Below are 15882 nucleotides of genomic sequence, written 5' to 3'. Positions count from 1 at the left end.
ACCTGGACAAGGTGATGTACCCGGAGACGGGCACCACCAAGGCGGACGTCCTGGCGTACTACGCCGCCGTGGCTCCGGTGCTGATCCCTGCCGCGGCCAACCGGCCCGCCACACGGAAGCGCTGGGTCAACGGAGTGGGCACGGCCGAGGCACCGGGACAGATGTTCTTCCAGAAGAACCTGGAAGAGTCCACTCCCGGCTGGATTCCGCGTGCTTCCATCCGCCATAAGGAGCGCAGCAACCAGTACCCGCTGGTCAATGACGCGGCAACACTTACGTGGCTGGCCCAAATGGGGTCGCTGGAAATCCACGTCCCGCAGTGGCGCGTCGATCCGCACGGAAATCCCATGTTCCCCGACCGGCTGGTGCTGGACCTGGACCCCGGCGAGGGCGCTGGACTGGCTGAGTGCGTGGAGGTGGCCCAGCTCGCCCGCACCATCCTCAAGGACGTGGGCCTGGATCCTGTTCCGGTGACCAGCGGCAGCAAGGGCATCCACCTCTATGCCGGCCTCGACGGCACGCAGAGCTCGGACCGCATCTCCGACTTCGCCCATGAACTTGCCCGCGCCCTGGAAGCAGACCATCCGGACCTTGCCGTCAGCGATATGAAAAAGAGCCTGCGCACGGGAAAAGTCCTGGTGGACTGGAGCCAGAACAACGCCGCCAAGACCACCATCGTGCCCTACTCACTCCGGGGCCGGCTGCGGCCCACCGTGGCGGCCCCGCGGACCTGGCGCGAGCTGGCCTCCCCCACCCTGAAGCAGCTGGACTACCGGGAGGTCATGCGACGGGTGAAGGACGGCAAGGACCCGTTCGCGGCTGTCTCCGCCGGCGGCGGCCACGTGCAGGGCCACGCCGACGCCGCCGGGTCAGCTGGCAGGCCAGGGGCGCCGGCGGAACGGCAGGCGACGGCAGCGGAGATCCGAGGCTGGAGAAGTACCGCTCCAAGCGTGATCCCGAAGGGACCCCGGAGCCGTTCAGCGCGGACCGGTTCCGGGCGGACCCAAACGCCGGCACCATCAGGGAACGGTTCGTCATCCAGGAGCACCACGCCAGCCGGCTGCACTTCGACTTCCGGCTGGAGCGCGACGGCGTGCTGGTGTCCTGGGCGCTTCCGAAAGGCGTTCCGATCACGGGAACCCAGAACCATCTGGCTGTCCAGACGGAGGACCATCCCATGGATTACCTCGACTTCGAGGGCACCATTCCCAAAGGCCAGTACGGCGCCGGATCGGTCACCATCTGGGACCACGGCTACTACGAATGCGATAAATGGATTGCCGGCAAAGAAGTCATCGCCACCCTCACGGGGGCTGAAGGAGGGGGTCTTGGGGGACCCAAGAGGTTCGCGCTGATCCGGACCGGACGGGACAGCGACACGTCCCAGGCGGCGGAACAGGCCCAGTGGCTCATTCACCTGATGGACCGCAAGGGGCACGGGACTCCGGCAGCACAGCCGGAGCGGCCCAACGAACAGCCCCGCGAACTTCCACTCGAACCGGAGCGGCCGCCCCGGCGTGCCGCCGCTTCTTCCCTGCCCGCGGCCCCGGATTTCGCCCCGATGATGGCCGGCGCCGGCACCACAGCCGACCTCCGCGGCATGGACTGGCAGTTCGAACTGAAATGGGACGGCATCCGCGCCCTGATCGTCGGCGACGAAACCAGGATCCGCCTCATCAGCCGGAACGGCAACGACATGTCCGCAAGCTACCCGGAACTCACGGAGCGGCGTTGCTGGCCGGAACGGAGCTTCACCGCCGACGGCGAGATCATCGCCGTCGGGCCCTCCGGACGGCCCGATTTCGGGCTGCTGCAGACCCGGATGAAGCTGACGAAGGCGGCGGACGTCGCCAGGGCGCGGGCAGCCACACCGGTCCGGCTCATGGTGTTCGACCTGCTGTCCGACGATGGCGAGGACCTCCGCTGGATGCCGCTCCGGAAACGCAGGGCGCGCCTGGAGCAGTTGGAGTGGCCGGGCAGCTGCCCTGTGCACCTGTCCGAAGTGCTCCACCACGAGGTGGAGCACATCCTGGCGAGCGCCAGGGAACTGGGGCTGGAGGGAATCATGGCCAAGCGCGTTGACGGCCGTTACGTCAGCGGGGAGCGCAGCAGGTCGTGGCTGAAGCTAAAGTTCGAGCGGACCCAGGAAGTGGTGGTGGGCGGCTGGCGGCCCGGCAAGGGGGCACGGCAGGGCTCTGTGGGCTCGTTGCTGGTGGGCATTCCGGACGGCGCAAAACTCCGGTATGTGGGCCGGGTGGGCAGCGGCTTCAGCGACCGTGAGCTGACTGAGCTGCGCCTGCGGCTGGATTCCCTGGCCAGGAAGAGCTCGCCCTTCACCGAAGTCCCCCAGACCGATGCATCCGATGCCCATTGGGTGACCCCGCGTCTGGTGGGGGAGGTGACCTTCGGCGATTGGACCGGCGGCGGGAAGCTGAGGCACCCCGTCTGGAGGGGCTGGCGCCTGGACAAGAACGCGGACGAGGTCGTGGCAGAGTCCGGCTGACACTGCCCGGTGCGACAAGGCCGGGGCGCGGAAATGCCCCGGCGCCCACCTGATGGAGGTGGGCACCAGGGCATTGGCGGGTTTGAGGCGCCGGAAGCATGTCCGGCCCGTGGGCCCTTAGTCGTGGTGCGGAAGCTGCGGCCGGCTGGTCCGGTGGATAGCTCCCACTGCAGTCTCGTGATCGCGGCCATGCAGGGTAGCGCGGTCCTTCGGGTGCTTGTGCTTTCCGCTTCCGTCCGGCCACTGCTGGCCGCCGTTTGCCGGGCCGGCGGGGGCCGTCAGCTCAGGCGCAGGCACCTCGTCCATGGACTCCGCCAGGTGACTGGCGAGTTCCGGCTCGAGGTGTCCCTCAGGATTCTTCTCAGCCATTTTTTGCTCTTCCTTTCCGCATTGAAATGAAGTGTCCACCAATAGTAGGACTGCAGGAACTGCTTGTCTGCAGGAACTACCAGCGGACCTTTTTTTGGGCGGGCCCCTGTTTTCCGCTGGCGTGCGTAGGTTTCTGGCCGTGGGAAACGCTCTGCGAACCCGAGCTGCCACGGGACTTGCTGGCCAGCATTTCCCGCTGCGCGTCCGTTAGCCGGGACTTGATGCCTTGGCTGGACTCCGACCCTTCTACCTGGGGGTCCGGTTTGGGTTCTGTGCCCTGGGTGTTGTCTTTGTCAGTCACGGATGCTCTCCTTGTGGTGCGTAATCGGCTGGCGGTGATGTGTTGTGGACGCGCTGGAAGGTCGCGGTGGAGAAGTCACGACGACGGGGGTCGTACGGGAATCAACGCGGCGGTACGCCTCAACTTGCGTGCATTGCGGGTGAATACGGCGGGCGGGCGGCCAGCAACTGCCGGCGCTGACAGCCGGCCGCAGGCTTTACCCGAGGATCAGTGTTCCCATGGCTCAACCTTAGACAGTGATCCGGCCCGTTGGGAACCCTGGTTTTGCGTGGAATCACGGACTTCAGAAGGGCTGCCGGCGGCGGCCGCTTAGGGGCCGGAATCAGGGCATTTGGGCGTTTTTTCGGCCTGCCAGCCGAAAAGGTTTGGTAACGATGCCCGGCGTCGCCGGATTTCCAGTGCTGGAGCGGTGAAACGGCGCAAAACAATTTCGGCTTTGAAGCCGAATACGGGCCTGAATCGAGGGATCATACGCCACTGAACTCGGAAACTCCATGGAAATCGCGTAAAATTGAAAGCCTGCCCGGAGCGGGGCAGCTACAAGTCGCAAGCAAATGACCTCCACAGGAGCAGCCCAAATGCCCAAAGACCGAAGCATGACCGACTCTTCAGCAGGCGTAATTAACGCCCGCGGGACCGATAGTATTGCGCCCCAAAGCGCCAAGAAGCCGAGGCTGTTGCCTCGCCGCAGGCTCAAAGTCTCCGACATCAACGTCGTCAACAAGCCGATGCTTAAGAAAGCACTCGGCGGAACCATCGTGGGTAACACCATGGAGTGGTACGACGTCGGCGTGTTCGGCTACCTCATCACCACCATGGGACCGGTGTTCCTCCCTGAGGCGGACAAGTCCGTTCAGACCCTGTTCTTACTGGGAACCTTCGCCGCCACCTTTATCGCCCGCCCGCTTGGCGGAGTCATCTTCGGCTGGCTCGGCGACAAGATCGGACGCCAGAAGGTCCTCGCCGCCACGCTGATGCTGATGGCCGCGAGTACATTCGCCGTCGGCCTGCTGCCCGGCTACGCGCAGATCGGAATGTGGGCCGCGGCCCTGCTGGTGCTGCTCAAGCTGGTGCAAGGTTTCTCCACCGGCGGCGAGTACGCCGGCGCCACCACCTTTGTGAGCGAATACGCCCCGGACAAGCGCCGCGGCTTCTTCGCCAGCTTCCTGGACATGGGCAGCTACCTCGGCTTCGCCCTCGGCGCCGCCCTCGTCTCTGTGCTGCAGCTGACCCTGGGCCAGGACACCATGGAGCAGTGGGGCTGGCGCGTCCCGTTCCTCCTTGCCGGCCCGCTGGGCCTGATCGCGGTTTACTTCCGGAGCAAGATTGAGGAATCCCCGCAGTTCCAGGCAACCTTGGATGCCCAGGAGAGCCTCGCCAAGGACGCCACCGCCTCAGATGCCACCGCGTCCAAGGGCCCGGTTGGCATTGTGAAGGCTTACTGGCGTTCGCTTATCGTCGCCATGATCCTGGTTGCAGCCGCGAACACCGCCGGCTACGCCCTGACGTCCTACATGCCGACGTACCTCACCGAGTCCAAGGGCTACGACGAGCTGCACGGCACGTTGCTGACCATCCCCGTACTGGTGATCATGAGCCTCTGCATCCCGCTGACCGGCAAGCTCTCCGACCGGATCGGCCGCCGTCCCGTACTGTGGATCGGCGCCATCAGCACGGTCGTCCTGGCCACCCCTGCGTTCCTCCTGATCGGCATCGGCGAAATCTGGTCCACGTTGGCCGGCCTTTCCCTGATTGCCTTCCCGGTGACGTTCTACGTCGCGAACCTGGCCTCGGCGCTGCCGGCCCAGTTCCCGACGGCCAGCCGCTACGGTGCCATGGGCATCGCGTACAACTTCGCCGTGGCAATCTTCGGCGGAACCACGCCGTTCATTGTGGCCGCACTGATCACGGCGACGGGCAATGACATGATGCCCGCCTACTACCTGATGGCCACATCGGCCATCGGCGCCGTCGCGATCTACTTCCTGAAGGAATCGGCCAACCGTCCGCTGCCGGGGTCCATGCCCAGCGTGGATACCAAGGCTGAGGCCCACGAGCTCGTGGCCACCCAGGACGAGAACCCCCTGATCAACCTGGATGAGATGCCGTTCGAGGATCAGGTTCAGGAACCCGAGAAGGTTCCGGCCAAGGTCTGACCTTGTAGTCCTGTTCCCCGCCCGGCGAGGCCTGCTTTGCACGATGCCCTTTGTGACGGCATGCAAAGCAGGCCTCTCGCGCGTCTGGCAGACTTTTTGAAGACAGAATGCACGGAAGAGTGGAGGTACGCATGGCCCACGCCATCATGGGGCATCTCCGCGCCCTGCACAGCTTGGGCCCTGCCAACAACGATCACTTGTCGGCCCTGCGCGTGGCCGTGAGCGTGGCCGTTCCCTCCCTGACGCTCCTCGTTCTTGGGCGCCCGGAGCTGATCATTTACGCCGTGTTCGGCGCACTGACCGGAATGTACGGGCGGACCGAGCCCCACCAGCTCCGCCTCACGCACCAGGCACAGGCCGCACTGGTCCTGCTCAGCGGCGTGGGTGTGGGCGTCTTCCTCTCCGTTAACCACCTGCATTCGTGGTGGCTGGTGGGTGTGGAAGCCCTGCTGGCAGGCGTCGGTTCGGTCTTCTCGGACAGGGTGCATCTCAAACCCAACGGCCCGTTCTTCGGCATCCTGGCCCTGGGCGCCTGCGCTTCGGTACCCACAACGGTTCCCTGGTTCGCCGCGCTGCTCATTGCCGCGGCCGCCGCGGCGTTTTCAATGGTTATCGGGTTCGGCGGCTGGGTCCGCGGCCGTGAGTGGCAACGGGGGGCGGGGAGGGCCTCGCTGCCCTTGCGCGGACCACGGAGGCACGCGGCCATGATCCACGCGGCACGGTATGTCCTGGCGGTCTGGACCGCAGGCGCAATCGGCGTTCTGAGCGGCAGCGGCCACCCGCACTGGGCCATGGCTGCCGCCGCGGTTCCCCTCGCCGGCGCCGACCTGCCAAGCAGTGTGCACCGCGGACTTCACCGCATCATGGGGACGTTCCTTGGCCTGGTGCTGGTCGCCGTCGTACTGCTTCCGGTCCCCTGGGCCCCCTTGCGGTTCTTCCCCGGGGCGGAAGCCGCCGTGCTGGCGCTGCTGGTGGTCGTCTTCCAGTTCACCTCCGAACTTTTCATGACCCGGCACTACGGCCTGGCCATGGTGTCCTTCACGCCCGTGATCCTGCTGATGACGCAGCTCGCCGCCCCCGCCGACCCCTACGTCCTCATCTCGGAACGCGGCGTGGAAACCGTGGTGGGTGCCGTGATCGGCATCCTGGTCATTGTGCTGATCCGGCGCCGCCGGCGCACGGCGGGTTGAGGCACGCAGTTCCGGAAGGCGGCTACTTCGCAGGCCTCTTCGGCGGCCCTGACGTGAACCGGGCGGGCAGCATCCGGGAGACGGCGGCAACCACTTTGTACCGCTTCGTGGGGATGGAAACGGCCCGGCCGCGTTCATTGTCAGCCAGCCCTTCCCGGACCACGCGGTCGGCGTTCAGCCATAGCCAGCGCGGGGCGGCCGTTTTGTCCATGCCCATGCGGTCGTGGAACTCGGTGTGGGTGAAGCCGGGGCATACCGCCGTCACTTTCACCCCGCTGCCGGCGTACGCGAGGTTGGCCCAGCGTGTGAAGCTCACCTGCCAGGCCTTGGCCGCCGAGTAGCTCCCCCGGTTGGCGAACGCGGCGACGCTGGCCACGTTGATGATCCTGCCCGAACCGCGCGCCAGCATGCCCTGCAGGGCCGCGTGGCACAGTTCCATGGGCGTCTGGACATGCAGCCGGAGGTGCCCGCGTTCCTCATCCAGGCTGTTCTTCTCAAAACTCTTCAGCAAGCCGATCCCGGCGTTGTTGACCAGGATTTCCACCGGCCGCGACGCATCGGACAGGCGTTCGACGACGGAGGCCACCCCGGTGTCGTCCGTCAGGTCCGCGGACAGCACTTCCGCGGTGATGCTGTAGTTGTTCTCAAGCTCGTGCGCGGCGGCCTGGAGCCGCTCCCTGTCCCGCGCAACAAGCACAAGGTGGTGGCCCTGCTCTGCGAGCTGGCGGGCGAACTCGGCGCCGAGGCCAGCCGTGGCGCCGGTGATCAGGGCAGTGGATCCGGCAACTTGTTCGGTCATGCCGCAAGCCTAGTATCCCCTTGCGCCGGGCGCCTCCCCTATCCAGCGCCGAGATGGCACATCACGGCGCTCCCTGCGACCAGGACTGCCGTCACATGCCATCTCGACGGAACCCTCCTCAAGCGAACTTCGCCAGCGGATTGTCCAGCCGGCCGGCCATCTGCAGGCCGCCGGAGGGGTCGGCAAGGTCCAGCATCTGCTGGTTGTTGCGCAGCTGCAGCCTGTTCAGGCAGGAGAACTGGAAATCTGCGGCAAACAGGTCATGCCGGGCAAACTGGTCCGCGAGTTCCGGGTGCTCTGCCTGGTAGCCGTGGATGGCGGCAGCCGCGATGCGCCAGAATTCGTCGCCGCCGAGCACGCCGTCTTCCTCCAGGAGGGCACCCAGGAACCGGAAGATGCAGTCGAACACGTCGGTGAAGATTGCCAGGACCTTCTCCCCATCGGGAATGTCCACCTTGATCCGGGACACGGCTTGGGGCAGGTCAAGCCTGTCCCCCATCACCACGATTTCCTCGGCGATGTCCTTCATGACCGCCCGGACCGGCACGCCGTTTTCGAGGACCAGGATCACGTTCTCGCCGTGCGGCATGAACGCCAGCTCGTAGCGGTACAGGCAGTGCACCAGCGGGACGAGGTACGCCTCGAAGTACCGCCGCAGCCACTCCCCTGCTTCCAACCCGGACCGTTCGATCAGCGCTGACACCATGGGTTTGCCCGCAGCATCGATATGCAGGAGCGAGGCCATGGTGGCCAGCTGCTGTCCGTCCTTGAGCAGCGGCAGGGGGCTTTCCCTCCACAGGGCGGACAGCATCTTCCGGTACGGCGAACCTTTCGCGGATGCTGCCTCGTAGTAGCCGTTGTGGTACCCGATGGCGGCTACTTCGCTGATCATCGCGAGTCCGCGGTCCTGCAGGGCCTCGTCGCTCCCGATCAGTTCCCGGAGCCAGTCATTGATGGCCGGAGTGGCCTTCATGTAGTGCGGCGACAGCCCGCGCATAAAGCCCATGTTCAGGACGGACATGGCCGTTTTTACATAGGACTTTTCGGGTGAAGCCGTGTTAAAGAAAGTCCGGATGGACTGCTGGGCCTGGTACCTGTCCGCCCCGATGCCGACGTGGACGATGTGCTGCTGCCCAATTTCGGCCGCGAAAGTCACCGTCAGCTTGTTCTCCCACTGCCACGGGTGCACCGGCATCAGGAAGTACCGGGCCGGGTCCAGGCCAAGCGCGCCGAGTTCAGCGTCGAAGCAGGCCAGTGCCGCCTTCCCCAGTTCGGCGTCAAGGTGGGTGGCGTAGTCCAATCCCGTGCTGGAGGTGAACACTGCCTTACTCCGGTGCACCGCGATCCATTCCAGCTGCACTGCGGCACCGGCTTCCGGAGCAAAGGCACGGTAGTCGCTGATGCCGAAGCCCAGCCGGCCGTTGTTGGCCACGAAAGAGGGATGGCCCTCGGTCATGCTGCGTTCAATGGTCTGGAAGTCCGTGGCGACGTCCGCTCCGCGGGTCACGCCGGCTGCCAGTTCAGCAGACGACGGCTGGCCCATCCACTGCTTGTACGCATGGCCGGAGAGGGTACTGCTGATCTCCTCGAGATAGACCGGGAGCATCTCCTGCCGGACTCCCAGGGCGTCGTGGAATTCGGTGATGAACCGGAGTGCATCCAGCGGTGCGTTCTCTCCGTCGCGGCTGCATGAAATGGAGGCCGCATCGACGGACCAGTGGTCAAGGTGCAGGACCCTGGCCGAAAACCGGTATTCAACCGAGGCGTCATCGCTCAGCACGCGGTACCCGTTGGCCCCGGCGCCGCGTTCGGCACCGGCCCCGGCCGGCTCGCCGGCACTGATGCGTTCCGGGGTGAGGATCCGCTCGTGGGAGAACTCGGCGAGGGCCTTGCGGACAAGGTGCCGGTTGGCGGCCGCCCAGCGTTCCGGCGTGAGGTGGGCCGCGGCATTGCGTGCGGTCAGGACGGATTCAAGTTCAACGGTGGTCACAGTGATGCTCCCTGGTGGATCGGGGATGAATGAAGGGCTGCGCGTGCGGCATGGAATGCTTCCCGCGAACAGAAGCTGAGGAGGGCCTGCTTGTCCGGAAGGGTCACCTCTCCGGCGGCCTGGAATCCCAGCCGTTCGTTGAGGACATGGATTTTGTGGTTCCGCGCGTCGGGCTCAACCACCACACGCTCCACCGTGTCCTTGGCGAAGAGCCTGTCCAGGACCGTTTCCATCGCCGCCGCGGTATAGCCGGTGCGCGGCGGGCCGGCCGGCGGCGCAACCAGGAGGTGCATCCCGATGTCTCCGGGCTGCACGGCGTACACGCCGGCGAGCGGCGACAGCGACGGAAAGTACTCCTCCATCAGGAAGGCGGGAACGCCGCCGTCGAGCCCCAGCAGCGAGCGGTGATGCCCGCTGGCCTGGATTTTAGAGTATTCCTCCACAACGTCCTCCACCGTGGCGGACTGCATCCCCCAGAAGGAGGCGTAGGGCCGGGTAACCCAGCTGTGGAGGAGTTGTGCGTCGGCTTCGGGGTTGAGGCAGCGGAAGGTGAAACTCATGCATGCACCTCCGCGGATTCAGGTTGTGCGGCCTGTCGGGCGCCGGCCGGAAGCTCCGGCTGCCCCCGCACGCCGAACTGCTGGAATGCGATGCTGCGCTCCACGGGATAGACCTCGTGCCCTGCGATTTCGCGCAGGATGCAGGAGTTGCGGTAGGCGGCCATGCCCAGGTCCGGCGTGACGAAGCCGTGGGTGTGGAGTTCGGCGTTCTGGACAAAGATCTCCCCGGGTTCGACGCCGGTGCTGTAGTTGCGCTCGACGGCGAACCTTCCGGCGCCGTCCCTTGCGATGCGGTCCTGCACGCCTGCCAGGAACTCGGGCTCCCGGTAGCCGTAGCCAGTGGCAAGCACCACCGCGTCGGTGTCCAGCGAATAGTCGGCGCCCTGTTCCCCGTGCCGCAGCTGCAGGGTGTGGGACCCGGCTGCCGGGTCCCAGGAGGCACCGGTGAGCGCCGAATGCGTCAACAGCCGGGTGTCCACGATCCCGGAGAGGCTCTTGATGTACAGGAGGTCGTAGATGGCGTCGATGAGCTCGGAGTTGATGCCCTTGTACAGGTTCTTCTGGCTCTTGATGAGGCCGTCGCGCTGGTCCTGCGGGAGGCCGTGGAAATAGTCCACGTACTCCGGGGACGTCATCTCGAGCGTGAGCTTGGTGTACTCCAGCGGGAAGAACCGGCCCGAGCGGGTGACCCAGTTCAGCTGGTACCCGTGGACGTCGATTTCCTGCAGGAGCTCGTAGTAGATTTCCGCCGCGCTCTGGCCGCTGCCCACGATGGTGATACTCCGCTGCTTCTGCAGCTCACTCTTCCTCGACAAGTAATCGGCGTTGTGGAGGACCAGTCCGCGGCCGTTGGCTGTCGCCTCGACTATTCCGTCACAGGCCGCGGGAATATAGGGGGACGTTCCGGTGCCAAGCACCAGCCGCCTGGCGCGCAGCACCTCCGGCCCCGTGGGACCGTCCGCCGAAAGCGTGTACACGCCGCCGTCGTACGTGATGTCCCGGACGTCCGTGCCGAAGTGCACGGAATCGAGCTGGCCGGCCACCCACTGGCAGTACTGGTTGTACTCGGCGCGCAGGGGATAGAAGTTCTCCCGGATATAGAAGCGGTAGAGCCGGCCGGTCTGTTTGAGGAAGTTCAGGAAGGAATACGGGGAGGTGGGGTCCGCGAGCGTCACGAGGTCCGCCATGAACGGGACCTGCAGGTGGGCGGGCTCCAGCATCATCCCGGGGTGCCAGTCGAACGAGTCGCGGCGCTCCAGGAACACCGCATCGACCCCGTCCACAGGCTCGGTGAGCGCCGCAAGCCCCAGGTTGAAGGGCCCGACGCCGATCCCGGCAAAGTCGTAAATGTGGCCTGCCCCGGAGGTGCCGGAGTTGGCGTCGCTCATGCGGCGGCCTCCTGCCCGGTCAGCAGCGCTGCGCCGGTTCGGCGGAGCAGGCCGATGATCACGTTGATGTCCTCCGGGGTGGCCTCCGCGTTCAGCAGCGTGAATTTCAGGTAGTGCCTGCCGGCCACCTTGGTTCCGGCCACGACCGCCTCCCCCGAGGCAAAGACGGCGGCCCTGATGGCAGGGTTGAGGGTGTCCGCAGCGTGCTCATCCAGGCGCGTCCCGTCAGCCAGGACTGGGCGGTAGCGGAACACCAGCGTGCTGAGCTGGGGTTCGGCGGCGAGCTCGAAGTCGGGGTCGGCGGCCAGTGCCTCCCCGGTGCGGGCAGCGAGGTCGATCGCCTCGTCCAGCAGGGCACCCACTGCATCCGCGCCCATGATCCGGAGCGTGAGCCAGAGCTTCAGGGCGTCAAAGCGGCGGGTGGTCTGGATGCTCTTGTCCACCTGGTTGGGGATGTCCGCCAGGGCGGCGCTCTCCGGGTTCAGGTAGTCCGCGTAGTAGGTAACGTGGCGCAGCATGGCCCGGTCCCGTACCAGCAGGGCACTGGAGCTGACGGGTTGGAAGAAGGTCTTGTGGTAGTCCACCGTGACCGAATCGGCCAGCCGGATTCCGTCCAGGCGGTGCCCGTAGCGGCCTGAAACCATGAGCCCGCCGCCGTAGGCGGCGTCCACGTGGAACCAGGCGCCGTATGCCTTGGCGAGGGCGGCGAGCTCGGCGAGCGGATCCACGGCACCAAAGTCGGTTGTGCCCGCCGTGCCAACAACCGCCATCGGAACCAGCCCGGAACTGGCGGTCTCCGCGAGTGCGGCGGCAAGCGCGGCGGAGTCCATGCGGTGGTCCGGCCCGTACGCGACCGGCACGACGGCGTCGCACCCCAGGCCCAGCATGGACGCGGACTTGCGGATGCTGAAGTGGCTGTCCTCGGACGCGAAAATGCGCAGCTTGTCCAGCAGGCCGGGCAGCCGGCGGGATTCATTGCCGGGGAGCTTCCGCAGCCCTGCGACAGCGTGGTTGCGTGCAATCAGCAGCGCCTGGAGGTTGGACTGGCTGCCGCCCGAGGTGAAGACGCCGTCTGCGGCGCCGCCAAGGCACAGCCGCTCGGCCGTCCAGTCGATGAGCCGGCGTTCGATCATGGTGGCGCCCGCGCTTTGGTCCCAGGTGTCCATGGACGAATTCACGGCCGAGAGGATGCTCTCCCCCACCAGCGCCGGAATGACCACGGGGCAGTTCAGGTGGGCGGCGTACTTCGCGTCATGGAAGTAGACGGCGTCCTGCAGGTAGACCTCTTCGAGTTCCGCCAGCGCCGCGGCAGTGTCCGGCAGCGGGCGGTCCAGGTCGACGGCGCTGACGCGCGCCTTGAGTTGCTCGGGTCCGGCGCCGGTGAACGGCTTGGTGGTCCGCTCCAGCTTGGTGGCGACCGCATTGACGCCCTGGAGCACCTGCGCCACGTAGCGGGGTGCATTGCGGGAGTTGAAAAGGTGGTTGGTGGCGGCGAGGGCGAGCTCCACCCGGGAGCCGAAATCATGCCCGGCAGGCGGGGCAGGCAGGTCCAGGGTCTCATCATCCACACGGGGCAACAGCGTCACAGGGTTTTCCTTTGGTAGGCGTTTGGCGGCGCACTAACGTAGCAAGGCAAGCCTTACTTAGGTAAACCTTTTAGTCAAACTTTTGTGAGCTAATTATGAAATAGGCGGAACTCCGGGGGTTTGAGACTCAATGGAGCGTCATTGACTGTCGCCGCGGCTGCGGCAAGGCATAATATGCGGCCTACTGCGGCGCCGGGGCAGCAGACCTACGGCGGCAAAGCAGCGTCCAGCGGTTTCCGGACTCGTCTTTGGCGTAGGAAAACTGGTCCAGGGCCACCTTGGCAAGGGCCAGTCCGCGCCCGCTTCCGGACATGTCGTCCGGAAGCGCGGACACCGAGAGGTCAATGCCTGCCGGCCTGGCGTTGTCCGTGAATTCGGCAAAGAGCCGCTCGGGTTCGCACTCCACGGCCAGGACCAGGCGCACCGGGTCGCTCCCTGCCGGCTGAGAGTGTTCGATGATGTTGGAGGCCACCTCAATCAGGGCCGTTTCGAACCGGATGCGGTCCATCTGGTCAATCCCCGGTTCGCCCTCCCACACCTTCTCAAGCAGGTCATGGATGAGCTCCAGGCTCTCGGGCACCGCGGCGGCGCGCAGGCTGAACTCGCTGCTCATCAATAGGCCCCGTCCACGGAGGAGACCGGCTGCAGCACCTTATTGAGGTTGGTCATTTCCAGGACCGCAGTGATCTGCGCGGTGGGGTTGGCAAGCCGAAGGTCCCCGCCCGCTTGCCGCGTCTTCTTCAGCCCGGTGATCAGCGCGCCCAGGCCGGACGAATCAATGAAGTCGGTACCGGCCAGGTCAACCACCAGCCGGACGGTGCCGTCGCTGATGAGCGCATCGATGTTGGCACCCAGGCGCGGCGCCGAGACCATGTTGAGCCGTCCGACGGGTCGGATCACGCCCACTCCATTAGCCAGGGTTTCATTGTTGAATTCGATCACGGGTTTTCCTCTTTCTTTTTGTTGCTGTCCAGCCAGGCATCGTAGCCGGGGTAGCGTACGGCCTGGATGACCACGCTGAAGATCAGCAGGTCAAACACGATCCACACGAAATTGACGGAGCTGCCCAGGACGTCCCCCTGGCCGAGCAGCAGGCGGACCACGCCAACGAGGGCGGCGAGGACCAGGACGGCCATGGCGATCAGCTGCGGCCTCACCAGGTGCCACGGCAGCCGCTTACGTGCCTGCAGGGTCTTGGGTGTGACCCGGAAATCCAGTTCCCGTCCCAGGAACACGTTCCCGAAGGCGGACGTGACGGACTTGATCCAGGTGGGGAAAAGTGCCAGCGAGTACTGCTGTCCGCGCCACGTTCTTACGCCCCTGCCCACCACCAGGAACAGGATCTGGTTCACCAGCAGGAAGGGGATGAGCCGGAGGAAGAACTCGTTGCTCAGCGACTGCACGGGCAGGATTCCCAGGGTGAGGTAGATGACGGGGGCCGCGATGTACGCTACGGCGGCGAAGCCGGCAAGGTAGCTCCACATGGTTGCCAGGTACATCAGCCGCTGGGCGAGGCTCAGCCCTTTTTGCAGCACCGGATTCTCCCGGAACATGACCTGCATGGTGCCCTGGGCCCACCGGAGCCGCTGCGTCAGCATCGAATCGAGATCCTCGGGGGCCAGCCCGTCTGCCAGCTTTTCATGGTGGTACGCCGACTCCCATCCGAGGGAATGCAGCCGCATGCAGGTGGCCATGTCCTCCGTGACGGAGATCGTGGCCAGCGGCATGACGGCCTGGGCCTCGCCGGCCTTCTCGGCGTTGACGGAATCGATCAGGACGCGGACGGTTTCCACCGCTCCCAGCGGGGACCAGTCCCGCTGGGACAGCCGGTCCAGCGCGACGTCGTCGACGACGGCGAGGGAACCGTCCATGTCAATGGTCCGGGAGAGACCCTCGATGGAGTTCAGCTCGGCGTGCAGCGCCGCGAAGTCCTGCGCCACCAGGTTCCTGGCCACCGCGTCCACGCGCTCCTGGAACCGGTAGGTGACGTCGGCGATGCTTTGGCCCTCGCTCAGTTCCCGTCGGACCTGATGCAGGTCCGTGGCCACCGTGGACAAGGCTGCGGCCAGCCGTTCCTGCCCGGGTCCAAGCTGTCGCCTCGCCTTGGCCACCACTTTGTCCGCCGTCTTGAGGGCCTTGTTCAACGCCAGCTCGGTTTCCGAGACGTAGCGCATGACGCCGAGCTGCATCAGGGCTTCCCGGCGGATGATGGCGTTGGATCCGCAGAAGAAGGCTGCGTTCCAGCCGTCCTTGCCCTGCTGGATGGGGCCGTAGAACAAAGGCGCCTGGCTGCCCAGCGGATCGTGGGGCGGGACATTGACAAACACCTGGGGTGTTTGGACCAGCGCCATCTTGCGGTCGTTGAAATAGCCCAGCGTGTGGTCAAGGATCCTGGGGTCCGGCACCTGGTCAGCATCCAGGATCAGCATGAACTCGCCGTCAGTGGCGAGCAACGCGTTGTTGAGGTTGCCCGCCTTGGCGTGCCGGGGGCGGTTGACCCAGTCCTCGGACCGGGTGATCCAGCCGATGCCTTCGGCTTCCGCGATTTCGCGCAGTTCGGAGCGGTTGCCGTCGTCCAGGATCCAGGTCCTGTGCGGATACTCAATTTTCCGGGCGGCCCGTGCTGTTCCCAGGACGAGGTCCAGCGGCTCGTTGTAGGTGGTGATGAAGACGTCCACGGTCAGCCCCTCCGGCGGGGCGGGTGGCGTGGCCCGTTGCCGGTAGCGCCACATGGTGGCGCCGAAGAGCAGCGAATCCAGGAGGGAGTACGTTTCGGCAAGGACCAGCGGAAGCGCGATCCACCAGGCTTCCCAGTTGATCGACACCATCCAGCGCCAGATGATGTAGTTGAGCCCGAGGACCGCGGTCGCGAGGACAATCAGCCGAATTGCCAGCTGCCGCGGCGTCACTGTTGCCTCCGGACAGCCAGGGCCGTCTCGTCGTCCACAGCACATGCTGCCGCCCGGGCACGCCTGACCAAGCTGCCCCGCGGAAGCCCCCGGGCCCCGCCAGTGGATTCCACCAAATTACGCCCCAGCAC

Annotated in this window: 13 protein-coding genes and 1 pseudogene; 4 read left to right on the top strand and 10 right to left on the bottom strand. The window is 65.8% G+C overall.

The genetic code is table 11. The features are described 5' to 3' along the window. Window positions 1-14 precede the first annotated feature (14 nt). Window positions 15-755 (top strand): annotated as a pseudogene (gene ligD / locus FCN77_RS27480) (non-homologous end-joining DNA ligase); the annotation flags it as partial. After that, complete coding sequence (gene ligD, locus FCN77_RS01635) at window positions 644-2503, top strand: non-homologous end-joining DNA ligase (RefSeq protein WP_368074352.1); 1860 nt, start codon at window positions 644-646, stop codon at window positions 2501-2503. The pseudogene ligD (FCN77_RS27480) and the gene ligD (FCN77_RS01635), both read left to right, overlap by 112 nt. A gap of 117 nt (window positions 2504-2620) precedes the next feature. On the opposite strand, the gene FCN77_RS01630 is transcribed toward ligD (FCN77_RS01635), so the two are convergent. After that, a complete protein-coding gene (locus FCN77_RS01630; protein WP_137320839.1) occupies window positions 2621-2872 on the bottom strand; it encodes a hypothetical protein in 252 nt (83 codons plus the stop codon). Between the two features lie 76 nt (window positions 2873-2948). Next, entirely contained in the window at window positions 2949-3173 is a 225-nt protein-coding gene (locus FCN77_RS01625; RefSeq protein WP_137320838.1) for a hypothetical protein, read from the bottom strand. Between the two features lie 578 nt (window positions 3174-3751). Between FCN77_RS01625 and FCN77_RS01620 the strand changes: the two genes are divergently transcribed. Beyond that, on the top strand, window positions 3752-5329 hold the full coding sequence (locus FCN77_RS01620; protein WP_137320837.1) for an MFS transporter: 1578 nt from the start codon (window positions 3752-3754) through the stop codon (window positions 5327-5329). A gap of 131 nt (window positions 5330-5460) precedes the next feature. Further along, window positions 5461-6519, top strand: a complete 1059-nt coding sequence (locus FCN77_RS01615; RefSeq protein WP_137320836.1) for an FUSC family protein — start codon at window positions 5461-5463, stop codon at window positions 6517-6519. 22 nt (window positions 6520-6541) lie between these two features. Here the strand turns inward: FCN77_RS01615 and FCN77_RS01610 are convergent, their stop codons facing one another. The 8 genes from FCN77_RS01610 to FCN77_RS01575 form a co-directional block, all read right to left on the bottom strand. Then, window positions 6542-7318, bottom strand: coding sequence for an SDR family oxidoreductase (locus FCN77_RS01610; protein WP_137320835.1), 777 nt, complete (start codon window positions 7316-7318; stop codon window positions 6542-6544). Window positions 7319-7436: 118 nt separating this feature from the next. Continuing rightward, window positions 7437-9308: an IucA/IucC family siderophore biosynthesis protein gene (locus FCN77_RS01605; RefSeq protein ID WP_302646535.1), complete on the bottom strand. Its 1872-nt coding sequence runs from the start codon at window positions 9306-9308 to the stop codon at window positions 7437-7439. Beyond that, a complete protein-coding gene (locus FCN77_RS01600) occupies window positions 9305-9868 on the bottom strand; it encodes a GNAT family N-acetyltransferase (protein WP_137320834.1) in 564 nt (187 codons plus the stop codon). The genes FCN77_RS01605 and FCN77_RS01600 overlap by 4 nt, the downstream gene beginning before the upstream one ends. Beyond that, window positions 9865-11256 carry a lysine N(6)-hydroxylase/L-ornithine N(5)-oxygenase family protein gene (locus tag FCN77_RS01595; RefSeq protein WP_217496209.1) on the bottom strand — a complete coding sequence of 464 codons (1392 nt, stop codon included), beginning with the start codon at window positions 11254-11256 and terminating at the stop codon, window positions 9865-9867. The genes FCN77_RS01600 and FCN77_RS01595 overlap by 4 nt, the downstream gene beginning before the upstream one ends. Further along, window positions 11253-12836, bottom strand: coding sequence for a pyridoxal-dependent decarboxylase (locus FCN77_RS01590; protein ID WP_302647484.1), 1584 nt, complete (start codon window positions 12834-12836; stop codon window positions 11253-11255). The genes FCN77_RS01595 and FCN77_RS01590 overlap by 4 nt, the downstream gene beginning before the upstream one ends. Before the next feature lie 187 nt (window positions 12837-13023). Then, entirely contained in the window at window positions 13024-13455 is a 432-nt protein-coding gene (locus tag FCN77_RS01585; RefSeq protein ID WP_137320833.1) for an ATP-binding protein, read from the bottom strand. After that, window positions 13455-13784 carry an STAS domain-containing protein gene (locus FCN77_RS01580; RefSeq protein WP_137320832.1) on the bottom strand — a complete coding sequence of 110 codons (330 nt, stop codon included), beginning with the start codon at window positions 13782-13784 and terminating at the stop codon, window positions 13455-13457. The genes FCN77_RS01585 and FCN77_RS01580 overlap by 1 nt, the downstream gene beginning before the upstream one ends. Then, window positions 13781-15670: a glycosyltransferase family 2 protein gene (locus FCN77_RS01575; protein WP_254679077.1), complete on the bottom strand. Its 1890-nt coding sequence runs from the start codon at window positions 15668-15670 to the stop codon at window positions 13781-13783. The genes FCN77_RS01580 and FCN77_RS01575 overlap by 4 nt, the downstream gene beginning before the upstream one ends. Between the last annotated feature and the right edge of the window lie 212 nt (window positions 15671-15882).

This window comes from Arthrobacter sp. 24S4-2, assembly GCF_005280255.1.
Classification (GTDB): domain Bacteria; phylum Actinomycetota; class Actinomycetes; order Actinomycetales; family Micrococcaceae; genus Arthrobacter.
The sequence above is the reverse complement of the archived record's forward strand: the minus strand, read 5'-3'. Positions and strand labels throughout refer to the sequence as shown.